The sequence below is a fragment of the Ottowia beijingensis genome, from assembly GCF_013423955.1.
In the GTDB taxonomy this organism is placed as follows: domain Bacteria; phylum Pseudomonadota; class Gammaproteobacteria; order Burkholderiales; family Burkholderiaceae_C; genus Ottowia; species Ottowia beijingensis.
Genome location: NZ_JACCKX010000001.1, coordinates 3,091,751 through 3,107,287, shown reverse-complemented (window position 1 = coordinate 3,107,287; position 15,537 = coordinate 3,091,751). Strand labels below are relative to the sequence as shown.

The following is a 15,537-nucleotide window of genomic DNA, read 5'->3' as shown; positions in this document are numbered from 1 at the left end:
GTTTCGAGCCATGCGACAGGGCTCGGGCATGAGAAGCAGTCGCCCAATTCAGTCATGCGAACTCGCTGCCCAATCCATAGCTGCCTGCGCAGATTCCACGGGCGCCAGGGCCTCGAAACCCTCTGCATCCAGCCACGCACGCCAGCGCTGCACCGCCGCCTCTGGCAGCGCTGCGCCACCCTCGCCCGCCAGCAACAGCGCCGTCCGCCCGGCCTGCGCCGCCGCCTCGCGCACGAAGCGCGCGGTGCCGCGGTCGGGGCTGGCCGTGGCGTGCACCACCAGCAGCAGCGATTCGGGCCGCGCCTGCGCCAGCCGCGTGGTGACCGCCTGCCGCTCGCGCGCGCTGCCGGCGATGCGCTCGGGCGGCAGCGTGCCGGTGGGCAGGCCGTCGATGGGCCAGGCCATCTCGGGTGGCAGCTCGAAGCCAACCACGGCCAGCGAGCCCGGCGCACCCGGCGGCGCGCTGGAAGGCGTGGGTTGGTCCAGATCGGTGGCGCGGTGCTCGGGGTCGATGACTTGGGGCGGCGGCTCCAGCGCGTCCAGCCGCGCGACGATGCGGCGCACGTACAGGTCGGCCATGTCCACGGCGCCCAGCCGCCGCGCGCCGGCACGCCAGCGCAGCAGGCTCAGCACCATCAACCCCAGGCGCGGCAGCAGGCCGTACACCACCACGCAGCCCATCAGCCACCAGGCCCATTCGCGCTGGCTGGTGGCGTCGACCCAGGCGCGCACGCCTGCGTTGCCCACCGTCTGCACCGCAGCCGCATCCGGCACCGGAAAGCCCAGCAGCGCCGGCAGCGCGCCGGTGACGTGCACGAAGCGCTGGAAGAACGTGGCGCTGAGGATCGTGGTCTCCCACGTCAGCGTGTAGGCGTGAAAGGCGAAGCCGAAGGCCAGCACCGCCAGCATGATGAGGAAGGCCAGCGTCCAGATTCCGTGGCTCAGCGCGCCGGTCAGCCAGGCCAGCAGGCGCTGGCGCTGCAGCACGGCGGTGACGGCTTGCAGCATGGTCAGGGCGTGCGGCCCGCGGTCCAGCGGCAGGCGCGCCGTCAGCCACAGCGCCAGCCGCCCCAGCGACGGGCCGGCCCAGCGGCCTTGCGTGAACAGCAGCCCGAGCAGCCACACCGCCAGCATCACGGCATGCAGCCCCAGCAGGCTGACGAAGGCCGCCACGGCGTTGATGCTGCGCCCCTCGCCCAGCACGGCGCGCGCCGTGCCCAGGCCCGTAAAGGCCATCGCCACGGCGAGCGCTGCCACCACCCACCAGCCCAGGTGGCGCCAGCGCGCCAGCTCGGCCGGCAGGCCCAGGCGCTGGCCCAGCAGCCAGCCGCGCTCGGCCACCTGCGCGGCGCGCGTGGGCCGGGTGCGGAAGGCCTGCTGCAGCGCGGCCTGGTCGTCCAGCAGGCCGGCGGCCTCGATGCGCTGCACGGCCTCCAGCACCACGGCGGTGGCCAGTGGCGTGCGGTCGGCGGTGGGGGCGGCGGCGTCGGTCATGCGGTGCGGGGGCAACGCTGGCGATTATCGGCGGGCGATGGGCGCGATCTGGATGGGCGCGAATTGCTACGCTATCAATAGCTACCTGCGCTTATGCAGCATGCGCTGAAGCCCGATTTTCCTTGATGCCCAGGAAGTTTCAGAAACCGCTTGTGGGAGCGGGCTCGCCCGGGAGACTTGTTGCTGATCGCAGGCGATTGCTCTGAGGCACGACACAAGACCCCGCCGCCGCCACGCCCCCGGCTCAGCGCTCCCACGGCGGCACGGGCTCGAACTCGGCCACCAGCATCTCCAGCAGCGCGCGCACCTTGGGCGTACGGCGGCGGCTGGGGGTGTAGCAGGCGTACAGGTGGCGGCCGAAGGGGTGTTGGGTTCCAGCTCGGGCAGCACGCGCTGCAGGCGGCCGGCGGCCAGGTGCGGCACGGCCAGGTAGCTGGGCAGGATGGCCAGGCCCTGGCCGGCCAGCGCGGCGTCGAGCAGGCAGTCGCCGCTGTTGAAGCGCACGCGCGCCGTGGCGGCGTGTACCAGTTCGTCGCCGTCCGGCGTCAGCAGGTACCAGCGATGGTCCTCGGTCATCAGGTAGCTCAGCGTCTGGTGGCGGTTCAGCTCGGCCGCGCTGGCGGGCACGCCGTGCGCGCGCAGGTAATCCGGCGCGGCGTAGATGCCGCGCGTGAGGCTGGCGAGCCGCCGCGCCACGGCGTCCTGCGGCGGGGTGCGGGTCATGCGCAGGGCCAGGTCGATGCCGCCGGCCTCCAGGTCGACCAGCTGGTCGGTCAGGATCAGTTCGCAGGTCAGGCGCGGGTGCTGCGCGGCCAGGCGCGGCAGCAGCGGCGCCACGTACAGGCGGCCGAAGGTGTGGGTGGCGCTGACGCGCAGCACGCCGTGCGGCTCACCGCCCAGGTTGCCCACGGCCAGATGCGTGGCGGCCACGCTCTCCAGCGCGGCCAGTGCGTGCTGGTGAAACACCTGCCCCGCCGGCGTCAGCGCCAGGCGGCGCGTGCTGCGCTCCAGCAGGGTGGCGCCAAAGGCGGCCTCCAGCTCGGCCACCTGCCGACTGACCTGGGCGCGCGTGCAGCCCAGCAGGCGCGCGGCGCCGGCCATGCTGCCGGCCTCGACCACCCTGACGAAGGCCTGCCACGCGGGCAGCCAGGGCATGGGCCGGTCCATGGCGGCCAGACCGGTGGGCGGGCCGGAACCGCGCACGCGCGAGGCTGGAAGGCGCTTCATTGTCAATGATTCGTTGACATATTGGCCATGATTATCGAGCCATTGGCACCCGATGTGGGCACTATGATCGCCGTCTCCGTGCGCCGCATGGGCGGCGCGCGCACCCACCGACTTCCAACATGTTCAAGACACTCAAAGGCCCCGGCGTGATGGGCATCACGCTGGCGGCGGCCGGCATCCTGATGGTGACCATGGGCGCGCGCCAGTCGCTGGGGCTGTTCGTGGGGCCGCTGAACACCTCCACGGGGCTGGGCATCGTGGCCATCAGCTTTGCGCTGGCGGTAGGGCAGTTCGCCTGGGGCGCGGTGCAGCCGCTGGCCGGCGCGGCGGCCGACCGCTGGGGGCCGCGGCCGGTGCTGCTGGCGGGCATCGTGCTGCTGGCCATCGGCAGCGCCATCACGCCGTTCATGACCAGCGCCTGGGGGCTGACCTTCGCCATCGGGCTGGTCTCGGCCATGGGCGCGGGTGCGGGCAGCTTCTCGGTGCTGATCGGCGCGGCGGCGCAGCGCATGCCGGCCGAGGCGCGCGGCGCAGCGTCGGGCGTGATCAACGCGGGCGGTTCGCTGGGGCAGTTCATCTTCGCGCCGCTGCTGCAGAAGCTGATCCAGCTGATGGGCTGGATGGGGGCCATGTATTCGCTGGCGGCCATGACGCTGCTGGCGCTGCCGCTGGTGGGCCGCGTGACCAAGGGCAGCACGCCGCACACCACCGCCGCGGCCGGCAACGCCGACGGCGGCCTGCGCACGGCGCTGAAGACGGCGCTGGGCGACCGCAGCTACTTGCTGCTGCACGCGGGCTTCTTCACCTGCGGCTTTCACATCGCGTTCCTGGTCACGCACCTGCCGACCGAGGTGGACCTGTGCGGGCTGCCGCCGTCGGTGGCCAGCTGGTCGCTGGCGCTGATCGGGCTGGCCAACATCGTGGGCAGCCTGGCGGTGGGGCATCTGGTGAGCCAGTACCGCAGCAAGATGATTCTGGCGCTGATGTACGCCAGCCGCGCGGTGCTGATCGTGTGGTACCTGGCGATGCCGCGCGAGGCGTGGGTGTTCTACGTCTTCGCCGTCGGCCTGGGGCTGACCTGGCTGGCCACGGTGCCGCCCACGGCCGGGCTGTGCGCCAAGCTGTTCGGGGTGCGCTACCTGGGCACGCTGTTCGGGCTGACGCTGCTGACGCACCAGATCGGCGGCTTTCTGGGCGCGTGGCTGGGCGGGCTGGCGATCACGCAGTTCGGCGACTACACGTGGATGTGGTGGGCCGACATCGCGCTGGCGCTGCTGGCGGCGGTGCTGAACCTGCCGATCCGCGAGGCGCGGGTGCGGCAGGTGGCGGGGGCGTGAATGCTGCGCCTGATATCAATAAGATAGCTTCTTGCGCTTGCCAATAAACGATTTCAGATGTTTTTTCTTGAAATCAAGACTGGACAAGCGCCAACCACTATCAATTCAGAAGCATTGGACTTCAACGCAAGTACCCCTCTCCCGCTGGCGGGAGAGGGTTGGGATGAGGGTGGTTGGGGCGCTTCTTGCGCCACCTGCGGCGGCGCCCCCTCACCCCTGCCCTCTCCCCCTGCGGGTGGCGACGGAGAGTCACGCGGTGGCGCAACTTCATTGAGCACCGTGCGCGAGACGCCCCAGCTTGTCAAAGCGCCACGCGGCAGGCCTTGCCGCTGCGCCCGCGCGGCACATCGCAGCCGGGCTCGCCCAGCACGCGGATGGGCTCGGCGCCCTGCAGCAGCGCGAAGTGCTGCAGCGCGTCGCGGCAGCGGCCGATGGCGGCTTCGGCGGCCTCGCCGCGCAGGGGAATGCGCAGCACCAGCGTGCTCGGCCCCTGCTGCTGCAGCTGGAAGTCGAACAGGCCGCACTCTTCCTCCACCACGGTGCACAGCGCCAGTGGCAACAGGCTCACCTTCTGGCCCTTGCGCTGGCTGGGCACCTGCATCACGTCGTCGCTGCGGCCTTCCACCTCGATCACCGGCAGGGCCGAGCCGCAGGCGCAGCGCTGGCCGGTGAAGGTGACCTGGTCGCCCAGGTCGTAGCGGATCAGCGGCTGCACCAGGTTGGCCAGGTTGGTGAGCAGCACGCTGTGCGATCGCACGCCGGCGGGCAGCGGCCGCAGCTTCTCGTCCACCGGCTCCAGCAGCGCCCAGTCCTCGTTCACGTGCAGGTGGCCGTGTGCGCACTCCCAGGCCAGCGGCAGGAACTCCGACGCGCCATAGCTGTTGCGCACTTGGCAGCCCGCCACCTGGGCGATGCGCTGGCGCACCGCCTTGCCCAGGGTTTCGCCCCGGTCACCACGCAGCGCGGGCTGATGCGCAGGCGGCCGGCCTCGGCCTCGTCGGCCAGCAGCGCCGCCGCCGTGGGGTAGGTGGCCAGCACGCTGGGCTGAAAGTCGTTGAGCGCCGCCACCAGTTCATCGACCGGCTGCAGCAGGCTGAAGCTGCGCGACGCCGCGCCCAGCCAGGGGTTGATGCGGCGCAGCCGCTCGAAGCTGACCACGCTCGCGAAGTGCCCGCCGGTGGCCGTCACCAGCGCCGTGCGGTCGCTGGCGCCCATCACGTCGAAGGCGGCGAAGGCGGCAAACAGCCCGCGCCCGCCGCGCGCCGGCAGGCGGTGGCGCACGGCCTCCAGCGCGTCGTACACGGCCATGGCGTGCGCGTCCTGCACGAAGATGCCCGGCTGCCCGCTGGTGCCCGAGCTTTCCCACACCACGTAGCGGTCCAGGTACGGCTCGGCGGCGCGCGCCGGATCGGACACGAAGTCGCGCAACTCGTCCAGCTTCAGTTCGGGCTGGGTCACCCACTCGTCGAAGCGGTCCATCAGCTCGCGCTTGGCCACCGGCGCCATGCGCGAGAGATCGGACGAGCGCAGGCGGCCGTTGCCCAGCCGCTCGCGGTACACCGGCACGGCGCGCGCGGCCTCGAGCAGGCGCACCAGGCGCTGCTGCTGGCGCTCGCCGATCAGCCGCGGCGTGGCATGGCTGGCGGCCACCACGTCCAACATGGCGGCCTGCAGGCTCAGGGCGTCGAACACCGCGTTCATCAGCGGCCTGGGGACGACCCGGCGTGCCTGCACGGCCGCCGAAGTGCGAAGGGGTACGGCATGTCTGTCTCCTGTTTCTGATCGGCCGCGCGCGATGCCGCGCGGAGCCTTGTCGTGCCGGCATGGGACTTTGGTCACATCATGCCCACTTTTGGACTGATGTTGCCCGCTCAGGGAAGTTCCGCCTTGACGCGAGTCAAAGAATGGGCGATGTGGTGGGTTATTCTGCTTGTCAAAGCCCGGTGTGACCGCACCTGTCACGGTATTGCCATGACGGCGACACAGCATTCATACACCACCCCCGATCACCTGAGAAAAAGCCCATGGACCGCCACGACCCCTCCATTGCCCGCGCCGCCCGCCGCCGTGCCCGCGCGGCCCAGAACGAGTCCCGCGTCGAGGCCTTCGACGCCGGCGTGAGCGACGAAACGCCCACCCAGAAGCTCGACCGCCTGATCCAGACCGCCGTGGCGCCCGTGGCCGGCAACCTGTCGCCCATCGCGCTCAGCCTGGCGTTTGCCGACTGGGCCTGGCACCTGGCCGCCTCGCCCGGCCGCCAGATGGAACTGGCCGTGCTGCCAACCAACTGGCAACCGATACCGCCCAGATGCGCGACGGCAGCAGCCAGGGCGAAGGGCTGAAGGACGACGACCCGCGCTTTCGCGCCGAGGAATGGTCGCAATGGCCGTTCAGCCAGTGGCGCACCGGCTTCCGCAACGCCGAGGCCTTCTGGCGCGAGGCCGCCAAGGTGCCGGGCGTGACCGAGCACCACACGGCGCTGGTCGACTTCTTCGCCCGCCAGTACCTCGACATGATGTCGCCCGCCAACCGCTTGGCCACCAACCCGGTGGTGCTGAAGAACGCCATTGAAAGCGGCGGCGGCGCGCTGGCCAAGGGCTGGCAGAACTGGCTGGCCGACTTCACGCGCGTGCCCACAGCCGAGGACGTGGCCAACCAGGGCCGCTTCGTGGTGGGCGGCAACGTGGCCACCACGCCGGGCAAGGTGGTGTTCCGCAACCACCTGATCGAGCTGATCCGCTACGCGCCGCAGACCGACACCGTGCACCCCGAGCCGGTGCTGATCGTGCCGTCGTGGATCATGAAGTTCTACATCCTCGATCTGTCGCCGCACAACTCGATGGTGCGCTACCTGGTCGAGCAGGGCCACACCGTGTACATGATCTCGTGGCGCAACCCCGACGAGTCGGACCGCGAGCTGAGCATGGACGACTACCTGGAGATGGGCGTGCTCGACGCCATCGGCGCCGTCGGCCACGACGCCCGCGCGCCGCAGATCCACGCCATGGGCTACTGCCTGGGCGGCACGCTGCTGGCCATGGCCGCCGCGGCCCTGGCGCGCGATGGCGGCGTGGAGGGCTACGAGCAGCTGCCGGCGCTGAAGACCCTCAGCCTGCTGGCCGCGCAGGTCGACTTCTCCGAGCCGGGCGAACTGGGCCTGTTCATCGACGAGAGCCAGGTCAACCTGCTGGACCACCTGACCAAGGGCCAGGGCTTCCTCACCGGCAAGCAGATGGCCGGCTCGTTCCAGTTCCTGCACTCGCGCGACCTGGTGTGGACGCGCCGCATGCGCGAATACCTGATGGGCGAGCGCGACCAGGGCAACGACCTGATGGCCTGGAACGCCGACACCACGCGCCTGCCGGCGCGCATGCACCACGAATACCTGGTGGCGCTGTACCTGAAGAACGCCTTCGCCCACGGCCGCTACGAGGTCGGCGGCAAGCCGGTGTCGCTGAACGACCTGCGCATGCCGGTGTTCGCCGTGGGCACCGAGCGCGACCACGTCTCGCCCTGGCGCTCGGTCTACAAGCTGCACCTGCTGACCGACGTGGAAATCACCTTCGTGCTCACCAGCGGCGGCCACAACGCCGGCATCGTGTCGCAGCCCGGCCACCCGCGCCGCAACTACCGCATCGCCACCCGCCCCGAGCGCGGCGAATGGCGCAGCGCCGACGAATGGCTGCAGACCGCCGAGCGCGGCGAAAGCTCGTGGTGGCCCGCCTGGCAGGGCTGGCTGGCCGGGCATTCGTCGGCACCGGTCAAGGCCAAGCCCATCCCCGCCAGCCGCGCGCTGGCCGATGCGCCGGGCACCTATGTGATGCAGCGCTACCCGGGCGAATAAGCGGTCGATTCGCTGATCCAGCGGCGCGGACAGCTATCGCAAAGATAGCTGCCCGCGCTTTTGGGTGGGCGCTGCGAGCCGATTTCGCCTCAGAACCGCCGTGCCACCGACCGTGCGACGCCCGCCAGCAACGCCTTGTGGGAGCGGGCTGGCCCGCGATGGGCGCATCGCCCTGCACCACCGCCCCATCGCGGGCCAGCCCGCTCCCACAAGTCTGTTCCCATCAGGCCACCGTGCGACACTGCAGCCTCCGCGTCCTGATCACCGCAGCCATGGCCTGGATCGCCACCAAATACCTCGTCACCGCCGCGCTGGTGGTGGTCATCTCCGAAGTCGCCAAGCGCAGCGACCGCATCGGCAGCCTGATCGCCGCGCTGCCGCTGGTCACCGTGCTCACGCTGCTGTGGCTGTACTTCGAGAAGCAGCCCGCCGAGCGCATCACCAACCACGCTTGGTACACCTTCTGGTACGTGCTGGCCACGCTGCCCATGTTTGCGCTGTTCCCGCTGATGCACCGGCACGGGGCTTCTGGGGCGCGCTGGCCGGCAGCGTGGTGCTTACCGTTGTGTGCTTCGCGCTGCTGGCGTGGGTGATGCGGCGCTTCGGCGTCGAGCTGCTCTGAGGCGCGCTCAGCCCTTGCCGCACACCACGAACAGGTCGCCCCCGCCCATGTCGTGCACGCGGTGCTCGAAGCGCGCGTCGCCCTGCGCCGATTCGACGAAGCCGCGGATGCCCGGCGAGCGCGAGTGCATCACGTGGTCCACCGCGTAGCAGGCGCGCGGGCTCAGCTTGTCCTTCAGCGCATTCCAGTAGTTCAGCGACCAGTCCTTGTCGGCATCCTGGAACACGAAGTCCCACGGCCCCGGCAGCTGCTTCACCAGTTCATGCGCATCGCCCAGCCGGGCGTCGATGAAGCCGTCCAGCCCCGCCTCGCGGAAGTTGCGCAGCGCCTCGGCGTGGCGGCCGGGGTCGATTTCGATGGTGGTCACGCGCCCGCCCGTCTTGCTGGCGGCCCAGGCCAGCCACAGCGCGCTGTGCCCGGTAGAGGTGCCGATGTCCAGGATGCGGCGGTGGCCGCGCTGCACCACCAGGTCGTGCATCACCCGCGCGCCGCCCTCGGGCACGTTCCACAGGTTCACGCCCCGCCGCCACTCGCCGCGCTTGCTGTCCAGGAAGGCCTGCACGCGCGCGTCCAGCGCAGGGCCGGCCGTGGGTGCGGCGTCTCGCGCCCAAGCGGGCAGCGCCAGCGTGGCAGCGGCGGCGGAGAGGAACAGGCGGCGATGGGACTTCATGGCGTGGGCTCCGGCAGGCTGGGACATGGCGATGAGCATACCCCGCCTCCCTCTCGACACGTCGGTGCCGAGGTACCGGCAGCAGGCCATCGAGAGGCGGCGATGCCGCCATCGCGGCCAAGGCCGCTCCCACAGAGGTTGAGGGCCAAATCAGCCTCCAGGCGCCATCTGGCGGGCGCTGGAAGCTATATTTATTGAAGCAACATCAGCCGCCGTGCGCCGGCTCGGCGTGTGGCGACTCGACCGGGGTGGTCCTGGCGCCGGGCACGCGCTGGCGCGCCAGCAGTGCGTACATGGTCGGCACCACGAAGATCGTCAGCAGCGTGCCGATGCTCATGCCGCCCACGATCACCCAGCCGATCTGGCGGCGGCTTTCAGCCCCCGCGCCGGTGGCCAGCGCCAGCGGCACCGCGCCCAGCACCATGGCGCCCGTGGTCATGAGGATGGGGCGCAGGCGCTGGGCGCTGGCGTGGATCAAGGCCTCCAGCATCGGCTCGCCACGCTGGCGCAGCTGGTTGGTGAATTCGACGATCAGGATGCCGTGCTTGGTCACCAGCCCCACCAGTGTGATCAGCCCGATCTGTGAATACACGTTGATCGAGCCGCCCGTGGCCCGCAACGCCAGCAGCGCGCCGATCATCGACAGCGGCACCGAGAACATGATGATGAGCGGATCGACGAAGCTCTCGAACTGTGCCGCCAGCACCAGGAAGATGAACAGCAGCGCCAGCACGAACACGATGACCAGCGCGCCCTGCGAACTGCGGAACTCGCGCGAGATGCCGTTCAGGTCGGTGGTGTAGCCCGGCTTCAGCACCTGGCCCGCCGTGGTGTCGAGGAAGGCCAGCGCCTCGCCCAGCGAATAGTCGGGCGCCAGATTGCTGGTGAGCGTGGCCGAGCGGCGCTGGCCGAAGTGGTTCAGCTCGCGCGGCGACACGCTTTCGTGCACCTTCACCAGCGCCGACAGCGGCACCATCACGTCGCCGCGCGCGCGCAGCTGGATGCGGTCGATGTCCTCCGGCGTGCTGCGGCCGCTGGCGGCAGTCTGCACGATGACGTCGTACTGCTCGGCATCGCGCTTGTAGCGCGTGACCTGGCGGCCGCCCAGCATGGTCTCGATGGCACGCGCCACGGCATCAACGCTGACGCCCAGGTCGGCGGCGCGCTCGCGGTCGACCTCGATGCGCAGCTCCGGTTTCGACAGCCGCAAGTCCACGTCGGGTGCCACGAAGCCGGGGTTCTTCGCCACCTCGTCCATCAGCTGGCGCATCACGCGGTTGAGGTTCTCGTAGCTGTCGGAAGTCTGCACCACGAAGTTGACCGGCCGCTCGCGAAAGCCCTGCCCCAGCGAGGGCGGCGTGACCGGAAAGGCGTTGATGCCCGCCAGCTGGTTGAACTTGGGCTGCAGCTCGCGCGCGATGTCGAGCGTGGAGCGGCTGCGCTCGCTCCAGTCCACCGCGCGGTACACCACGCTGCCCTGCGACACGGTGGGGTTGCCGATGTTGGCGAAGATGCGGTCGAACTCGGGGTATTGCTGGCCGATCTCCTCCAGCCGGCGCGCGTAGCGGTCGGTGAACTCCAGCGTGGCGCCATCGGGCGCGTTGACGTTGGCCAGGATCACGCCGCGGTCTTCCAGCGGCGACAGCTCCTGCCGCATGTTGGGGTAGATCAGCGCGATGCCCACCGCACAGGCCGCCATCACCCCCACCACCAGCCAGCGCCAGCCCGTCAGCACGCGGCGCAGCAGGCGGCCGTAGCCGTTGGCCAACGCGGTGAGCCAGCGCTCCATGCTGCGGTCGAACCAGTTGGGCTTGGGGTTGTGCCTGAGCAGCAGCGAACACATCATGGGTGACAGCGTGAGCGCCACGAAGCCCGACACCACCACGGCGCCGGCCAGCGCCAGTGCGAATTCGACGAACAGCCGCCCCGTGCGCCCGGGCGTGAAGGCCAGCGGCGCATACACCGCCGCCAACGTGAGCGTCATGGCGACGATGGCAAAGCCGATCTCGCGCGCACCGTGGATGGCGGCGGCAAACGGCGCCATGCCCTCCTCGATGTGGCGGTAGATGTTCTCCAGCATCACGATGGCGTCGTCCACCACCAGGCCGATGGCCAGCACCAGCGCCAGCAGCGTCAACGTGTTGATCGAGAAGCCCGCCAACTGCATCAGCGCAAACGAGCCGATCAGGCTGACCGGGATGGTGACGATGGGAATGATGGACGCGCGCACCGTGCGCAGGAACACGAAGATCACCAGCGCCACCAGCGCCACCGCCTCGGCAATGGTGGTGTAGACGCTTTTCACCGCGCGGTCGATGAACACCGAGTTGTCGTTGGCGATGTCGATCTTCACGTCGGGCGGCAAATCCTCCTGCAGGCGCGGCAGCATGGCGCGCACGCCCTTCGACAGCTCCAGCGGGTTGGCCGTGGTCTGGCGGATCACGCCGGCCGAGATGGCCGAGCGGCCGTTCAGCCGCACCGCGCTGCGCTCGTCGGCGGCGCCCTCCTCCACCCGGCCGACGTCACGGATGCGCACCGGAAAACCGTTCACCGTCTTCACCACCACGTCGCTGAACTGCGCCGGCGTCGTCAGGTCGGTCTGCGAGACGACCGAGAACTCGCGCTGCTGCGATTCGATGCGGCCGGCCGGCAGCTCAAGGTTCTGGCGCCGGATGGCGTCTTCCACGTCCTGCGTGGTCAGGCGGAAGGCGGCCAGTTTGTCGGCGTCGAGCCACACGCGCATGGCGAACTTGCGCTCGCCGAAGATGCGCACATCGGCCACGCCGGTCACCGTCTGCAGGCGCGCCTTGACGATGCGGTTGACCAGGTCGTTGATCTCCAGCCGCGAGCGCGTGTCGCTGGAAAACGCCAGCCAGATGACCGGAAATGCATCCGCCTCGACCTTGGCGATGACCGGCTCGTCGATGGCCTGCGGCAGCCGGTTGCGCACGCGCGAGACGCGGTCGCGCACCTCGGCGGCGGCGGTGTCGGCATCCTTCTCGAGCCGGAAGCGCACGCTGATCTGCGAATCCTCGGGGCGGCTGATGGAGGTCAGCACGTCCACCGCGTCGATGCCGGCGATCGAATCCTCCAGCGGCTTGGTGACCTGCGTCTCGATCACCTCGGCCGAGGCGCCGCCGTAGTGCACGCGCACCGTCACCACCGGCTCGTCGATCTTGGGGTATTCGCGCACCGCCAGCCGCGTGTAGCTCACCGCGCCGATCAGCAGAATCAGCAGCGACAGCACGGTGGCGAACACCGGGCGGCGGATGGAGACTTCGGCCAGCTGCATGGCGGGTGCCGGTCAGCGCGCGGCGACGGCGCCGCACGGGCCGGGGCCGGCCGCCGTTTCGGCCCAGGGCAGCGCGGCCACGGCCGGCTGTGCCGCGGCGGCCGCGCTGGCGGCCGGCGCCGCGCCATCGGGCGCGCCGTTGGCGGGCGGCTCGGCCAGGCGCACCGGCGCGCCATCGCGCTGAATGCGCTGCTGGCCAGCGGTGACGATGCGGTCGCCGTCGGCCAGGCCGCGCACGATCTCCACCTGCCCCGCCAGCCGGGTGCCGGTCTGCACGTCCGCGCGCTGGCTGGTCCAGCCCGGCTGGCCGTCCTTGCCCTCGGCGCGCAGCAGGCGGATCACGCTCTGGCGCCCGCCCTGCGAGACGATGGCCTCCTCGGGCACCATCAGCGCGGGCCGGTCGTCGCCCAGGCGCGTGTTGACGCGCGCAAACATGCCGGGGCGCAGCTGCAGCAGCCGGTTGTCGATGCAGCCGCGCACATTGAGGCTGCGGCCGTCGGCGTCGATCTGCGGATCGACCGCCTGCACCACGGCGGCGAAGGCGCGGTCGGGCAGCGCCTCGACCTGCACGCGCGCCGACTGGCCCGGCCGCACGCGCGCCTGCAGGCGTTCGGGCAGGCGGAAGTCGACGTACATGGCGGCCATGTCTTCCAGGTTGACGATGTCCGAGCCTTCCTTGAGGTAGTCGCCCACGCTGATGTTGCGCAGCCCCGCCACGCCGTCGAACGGCGCCAGCACCCGCAGGCGCGCGGCGGTGGCGCGGGCCAGCTCGGCCCTGGCCTGGGCCACCTGCACGGCGGCAGCGCTTTCATCCACGCCGCGCTGGCTGATGAAGCCCTGCGCCACCAGCTCGCTGTTGCGCTTGTGGTTGGCCTGGGCGATGGACAGCTCGGCCTGCGCCTGCTGCACCTGCGCGCGCTGCAGCCGGTCGTCGAGCTGCACCAGCAGCTGGCCGCGGCGAATGCGCTGGCCGTCGCGGAAGTTGATCTGCGTGACACGCCCACCCACCTCGGCCCGCACCATGGTGCCCTGGCGCGAGCGCAGCGAGCCGACGGCTTCGATCTGCTCGCTCAGCGGCTGCAGGCGCGCCAGCGTGCTCTCCACCACCGGTGCGCCCGCGCCGCCGCCCGGCGCGCCGGGGCCGCCGGCGCGGGCCGGCGCCGGTGGCGCCTGCGGTGCAGCGGACGGGCGTTGAAACCACCAGGCAGCGCCAAGGGCACCGGCCAGGGCAACGACGGCGATGAGGGTGGTGGAGCGCTTCAAAACGAGGTCAGAACTGCTGTGGCGCCACGGCGGCGCCGACCATCTCAAAATGTAGCATCGCCCAGCGGTTTGCGCTGTTGGCAAAGACCCGTGGAACGGCACCGCCGGCGTGCGGGATCGGGCGGGTTCACTTCAATAAAAGGAGCTGCTTGCGCACGTTCTGATTGGATTTCAGATGTGAATCTATCTGAAATCATTTGATATAAGGCGCAAGCAGCTATCATTTTTCTTGTTCATCCAAAAGTCTCGGATGAAGCGCGGGTCGCACCCGCTGTGTGGGAGCGGGCTTGCCCGCGATCAAGCGTTCGCAGCGACGAGGCGCCCCATCGCGGGCAAGCCCGCTCCTACAACGCTGGCTGAGACTGCCGGCCCATCCGGCAGGTTCACGATCAGCGCAGCGCCGGCACGCCGCGGTTGGCCAACTCGTCTGCACGCTCGTTGCCCTCGTGCCCCGCGTGGCCGCGCACCCAGTGCCAGTGGATGCGGTGCGGCCCGCCGCTCACCAGCGCATCCAGCTTCTGCCACAGGTCGACGTTCTTCACCGGCTGCTTGGCTGCCGTGCGCCAGCCCTTGGCCTTCCAGCCGGCAATCCATTCGGTGATGCCCTGACGCACGTACTGGCTGTCCAGGTACAGGTCGACCTCGCACGGGCGCTTGAGCGCCTGCAGGCCCTCGATGACGGCGGTCAGCTCCATGCGATTGTTGGTGGTCAGCGGCTCGCCGCCGAACAGTTCCTTCTCGGTGGTGCCGTGGCGCAGCAGCACGCCCCAGCCGCCGGGGCCGGGGTTGCCCTTGCAGGCGCCGTCGGTGAACATCTCAATGCGATTCAAGGTCTTTTTCGGTTTCGCGGCCGCACGGCGGGCGCGGTTAGCTATTGATACAGGAGCACCCGCGGCTACCGGCGCGGCCTTCCAGTGCGCGCCCACCAGCTTGGGGCCGTGGCTGCGCTTGACGGCCACCATGAAGTAGCCGGCGCCGAAGACCGGCCACCAGCGCTGGCCCAGCCCGTCCATCCAGGCAAAGCGCGCCAGGCTGCGGGCGCTGCGCACCGCCGGCCGCCAGCAGCCGAAGCTGACGCCTTCCAGCTCGAAATCCAGCAGCCGCAGCCAGTCGCGCAGGCGCCAGTGGCCGATGAACTGGCCCGCGTCGGGCAGGTACAGGCGGCCGCCGCCCATGCTGCGGTACAGGTGCGCGCGGTACTGGCGCAGGCCCCACAGGCTGGCGGGGTTGAGGCCCGCAATGGCCACCTTGCCCTCGTGCACCAGCACGCGCTGCACCTCGCGCAGCGTGGCGTGCGGGTCGGGGCTCAGCTCCAGCGTGTGCGGCAGCACCACCAGGTCGAGGCTGGCTTCGGCAAAGGGCAGCGCGGCGCTGTCGGTGACCAGGGCGATGCGGCGGGGCTCGCCGCCGTCGGGCGGCGGCGGCGCAGCGGCGGGCGCCGGGCCGGTCGGCGGCGTGGTCAGCGCCAGCCAGCGGTGCGGCATGCGGTTGGCGGCCAGCGCGTCAATGTCGGGCAGGCCGATCTGCAGCGCGTGGTAGCCGAACACGTCCACCAGCGCGGCGTCGAACTGCGCGCGCTCCCAGTCCAGCAAGTACTGGCCGGGCGGGGTCTGGAACCACTCATGAAGGACCATGCCCCCTGTGCCGCTGGCGCGGCTTCCCCGAGGGGGACAACGCCGGCGGCCGGGGACCCCGGCCACGGCGTTCCGGCGTGGCCTGCGCCGCGGCCATCGGAGGGGCTTGCTGCGCAGCCCCGTTGCCGGCGCACCGACCAGCGCATCGCCTGGA

12 protein-coding genes and 1 pseudogene are annotated in these 15,537 nt (G+C 70.6%); 4 read left to right on the top strand and 9 right to left on the bottom strand.

The features are described from left to right. Nucleotides 1-48: 48 nt before the first annotated feature. Complete coding sequence (locus H0I39_RS15425) at nt 49-1,509, bottom strand: DUF2868 domain-containing protein (RefSeq protein ID WP_180551074.1); 1,461 nt, start codon at nt 1,507-1,509, stop codon at nt 49-51. A 66-nt stretch (nt 1,510-1,575) separates the two neighbouring features. Continuing rightward, the gene (locus H0I39_RS15420) at nt 1,576-2,721 is read right to left on the bottom strand and encodes a LysR family transcriptional regulator (RefSeq protein WP_257645825.1); all 1,146 of its coding nucleotides are present in this window, start codon (nt 2,719-2,721) and stop codon (nt 1,576-1,578) included. Nucleotides 2,722-2,840: 119 nt separating this feature from the next. On the opposite strand from H0I39_RS15420, the gene H0I39_RS15415 reads away from it, so the two are divergent. Beyond that, nucleotides 2,841-4,058, top strand: coding sequence for an MFS transporter (locus H0I39_RS15415; RefSeq protein WP_180551073.1), 1,218 nt, complete (start codon nt 2,841-2,843; stop codon nt 4,056-4,058). Between the two features lie 301 nt (nt 4,059-4,359). Here the strand turns inward: H0I39_RS15415 and H0I39_RS22460 are convergent, their stop codons facing one another. Beyond that, nucleotides 4,360-4,947, bottom strand: a complete 588-nt coding sequence (locus tag H0I39_RS22460) for a phenylacetate--CoA ligase family protein (RefSeq protein WP_257645824.1) — start codon at nt 4,945-4,947, stop codon at nt 4,360-4,362. Beyond that, complete coding sequence (locus H0I39_RS22455; protein WP_257645823.1) at nt 4,875-5,759, bottom strand: phenylacetate--CoA ligase family protein; 885 nt, start codon at nt 5,757-5,759, stop codon at nt 4,875-4,877. The genes H0I39_RS22460 and H0I39_RS22455 overlap by 73 nt, the downstream gene beginning before the upstream one ends. Before the next feature lie 323 nt (nt 5,760-6,082). Between H0I39_RS22455 and H0I39_RS22450 the strand changes: the two genes are divergently transcribed. The 3 genes from H0I39_RS22450 to H0I39_RS15400 all read left to right on the top strand — a co-directional run bounded on the left by H0I39_RS22450 (nt 6,083) and on the right by H0I39_RS15400 (nt 8,495). Next, entirely contained in the window at nt 6,083-6,400 is a 318-nt protein-coding gene (locus tag H0I39_RS22450) for a poly-beta-hydroxybutyrate polymerase N-terminal domain-containing protein (protein ID WP_257645822.1), read from the top strand. Continuing rightward, nucleotides 6,367-7,902 carry a PHA/PHB synthase family protein gene (locus H0I39_RS15405; protein WP_257645821.1) on the top strand — a complete coding sequence of 512 codons (1,536 nt, stop codon included), beginning with the start codon at nt 6,367-6,369 and terminating at the stop codon, nt 7,900-7,902. Before H0I39_RS22450 ends, H0I39_RS15405 begins: the two co-directional genes overlap by 34 nt. Before the next feature lie 272 nt (nt 7,903-8,174). Then, nucleotides 8,175-8,495 (top strand): DUF3147 family protein, encoded by a 321-nt coding sequence (locus H0I39_RS15400; protein WP_307776826.1) that lies wholly within the window; start codon nt 8,175-8,177, stop codon nt 8,493-8,495. A 36-nt stretch (nt 8,496-8,531) separates the two neighbouring features. Here the strand turns inward: H0I39_RS15400 and H0I39_RS15395 are convergent, their stop codons facing one another. The 5 genes and pseudogenes from H0I39_RS15395 to H0I39_RS24225 form a co-directional block, all read right to left on the bottom strand. After that, nucleotides 8,532-9,194 carry an O-methyltransferase gene (locus tag H0I39_RS15395; RefSeq protein WP_180551072.1) on the bottom strand — a complete coding sequence of 221 codons (663 nt, stop codon included), beginning with the start codon at nt 9,192-9,194 and terminating at the stop codon, nt 8,532-8,534. Between the two features lie 205 nt (nt 9,195-9,399). After that, the gene (locus H0I39_RS15390; RefSeq protein WP_180551071.1) at nt 9,400-12,486 is read right to left on the bottom strand and encodes an efflux RND transporter permease subunit; all 3,087 of its coding nucleotides are present in this window, start codon (nt 12,484-12,486) and stop codon (nt 9,400-9,402) included. Nucleotides 12,487-12,498: 12 nt separating this feature from the next. Continuing rightward, a complete protein-coding gene (locus H0I39_RS15385) occupies nt 12,499-13,749 on the bottom strand; it encodes an efflux RND transporter periplasmic adaptor subunit (RefSeq protein ID WP_180551070.1) in 1,251 nt (416 codons plus the stop codon). 389 nt (nt 13,750-14,138) lie between these two features. Beyond that, nucleotides 14,139-14,564, bottom strand: coding sequence for a ribonuclease HI (gene rnhA, locus H0I39_RS15380; RefSeq protein WP_373368346.1), 426 nt, complete (start codon nt 14,562-14,564; stop codon nt 14,139-14,141). A gap of 435 nt (nt 14,565-14,999) precedes the next feature. Then, a pseudogene (locus tag H0I39_RS24225) lies at nt 15,000-15,233 on the bottom strand (class I SAM-dependent methyltransferase); the annotation flags it as partial. Nucleotides 15,234-15,537 lie beyond the last annotated feature (304 nt).

Bases quoted from the DNA above. Each gene is read 5' to 3' on its own strand.
- H0I39_RS15395 (WP_180551072.1), bottom strand. From the start codon at position 9,194: ATGAAGTCCCATCGCCGCCTGTTCCTCTCCGCCGCCGCTGCCACGCTG.
- rnhA (WP_373368346.1), bottom strand. From the start codon at position 14,564: ATGTTCACCGACGGCGCCTGCAAGGGCAACCCCGGCCCCGGCGGCTGG.
- H0I39_RS22450 (WP_257645822.1), top strand. From the start codon at position 6,083: ATGGACCGCCACGACCCCTCCATTGCCCGCGCCGCCCGCCGCCGTGCC.
- H0I39_RS15415 (WP_180551073.1), top strand. From the start codon at position 2,841: ATGTTCAAGACACTCAAAGGCCCCGGCGTGATGGGCATCACGCTGGCG.
- H0I39_RS15390 (WP_180551071.1), bottom strand. From the start codon at position 12,486: ATGCAGCTGGCCGAAGTCTCCATCCGCCGCCCGGTGTTCGCCACCGTG.
- H0I39_RS15400 (WP_307776826.1), top strand. From the start codon at position 8,175: ATGGCCTGGATCGCCACCAAATACCTCGTCACCGCCGCGCTGGTGGTG.
- H0I39_RS22455 (WP_257645823.1), bottom strand. From the start codon at position 5,759: ATGAACGCGGTGTTCGACGCCCTGAGCCTGCAGGCCGCCATGTTGGAC.
- H0I39_RS15405 (WP_257645821.1), top strand. From the start codon at position 6,367: ATGCGCGACGGCAGCAGCCAGGGCGAAGGGCTGAAGGACGACGACCCG.
- H0I39_RS15420 (WP_257645825.1), bottom strand. From the start codon at position 2,721: ATGAAGCGCCTTCCAGCCTCGCGCGTGCGCGGTTCCGGCCCGCCCACC.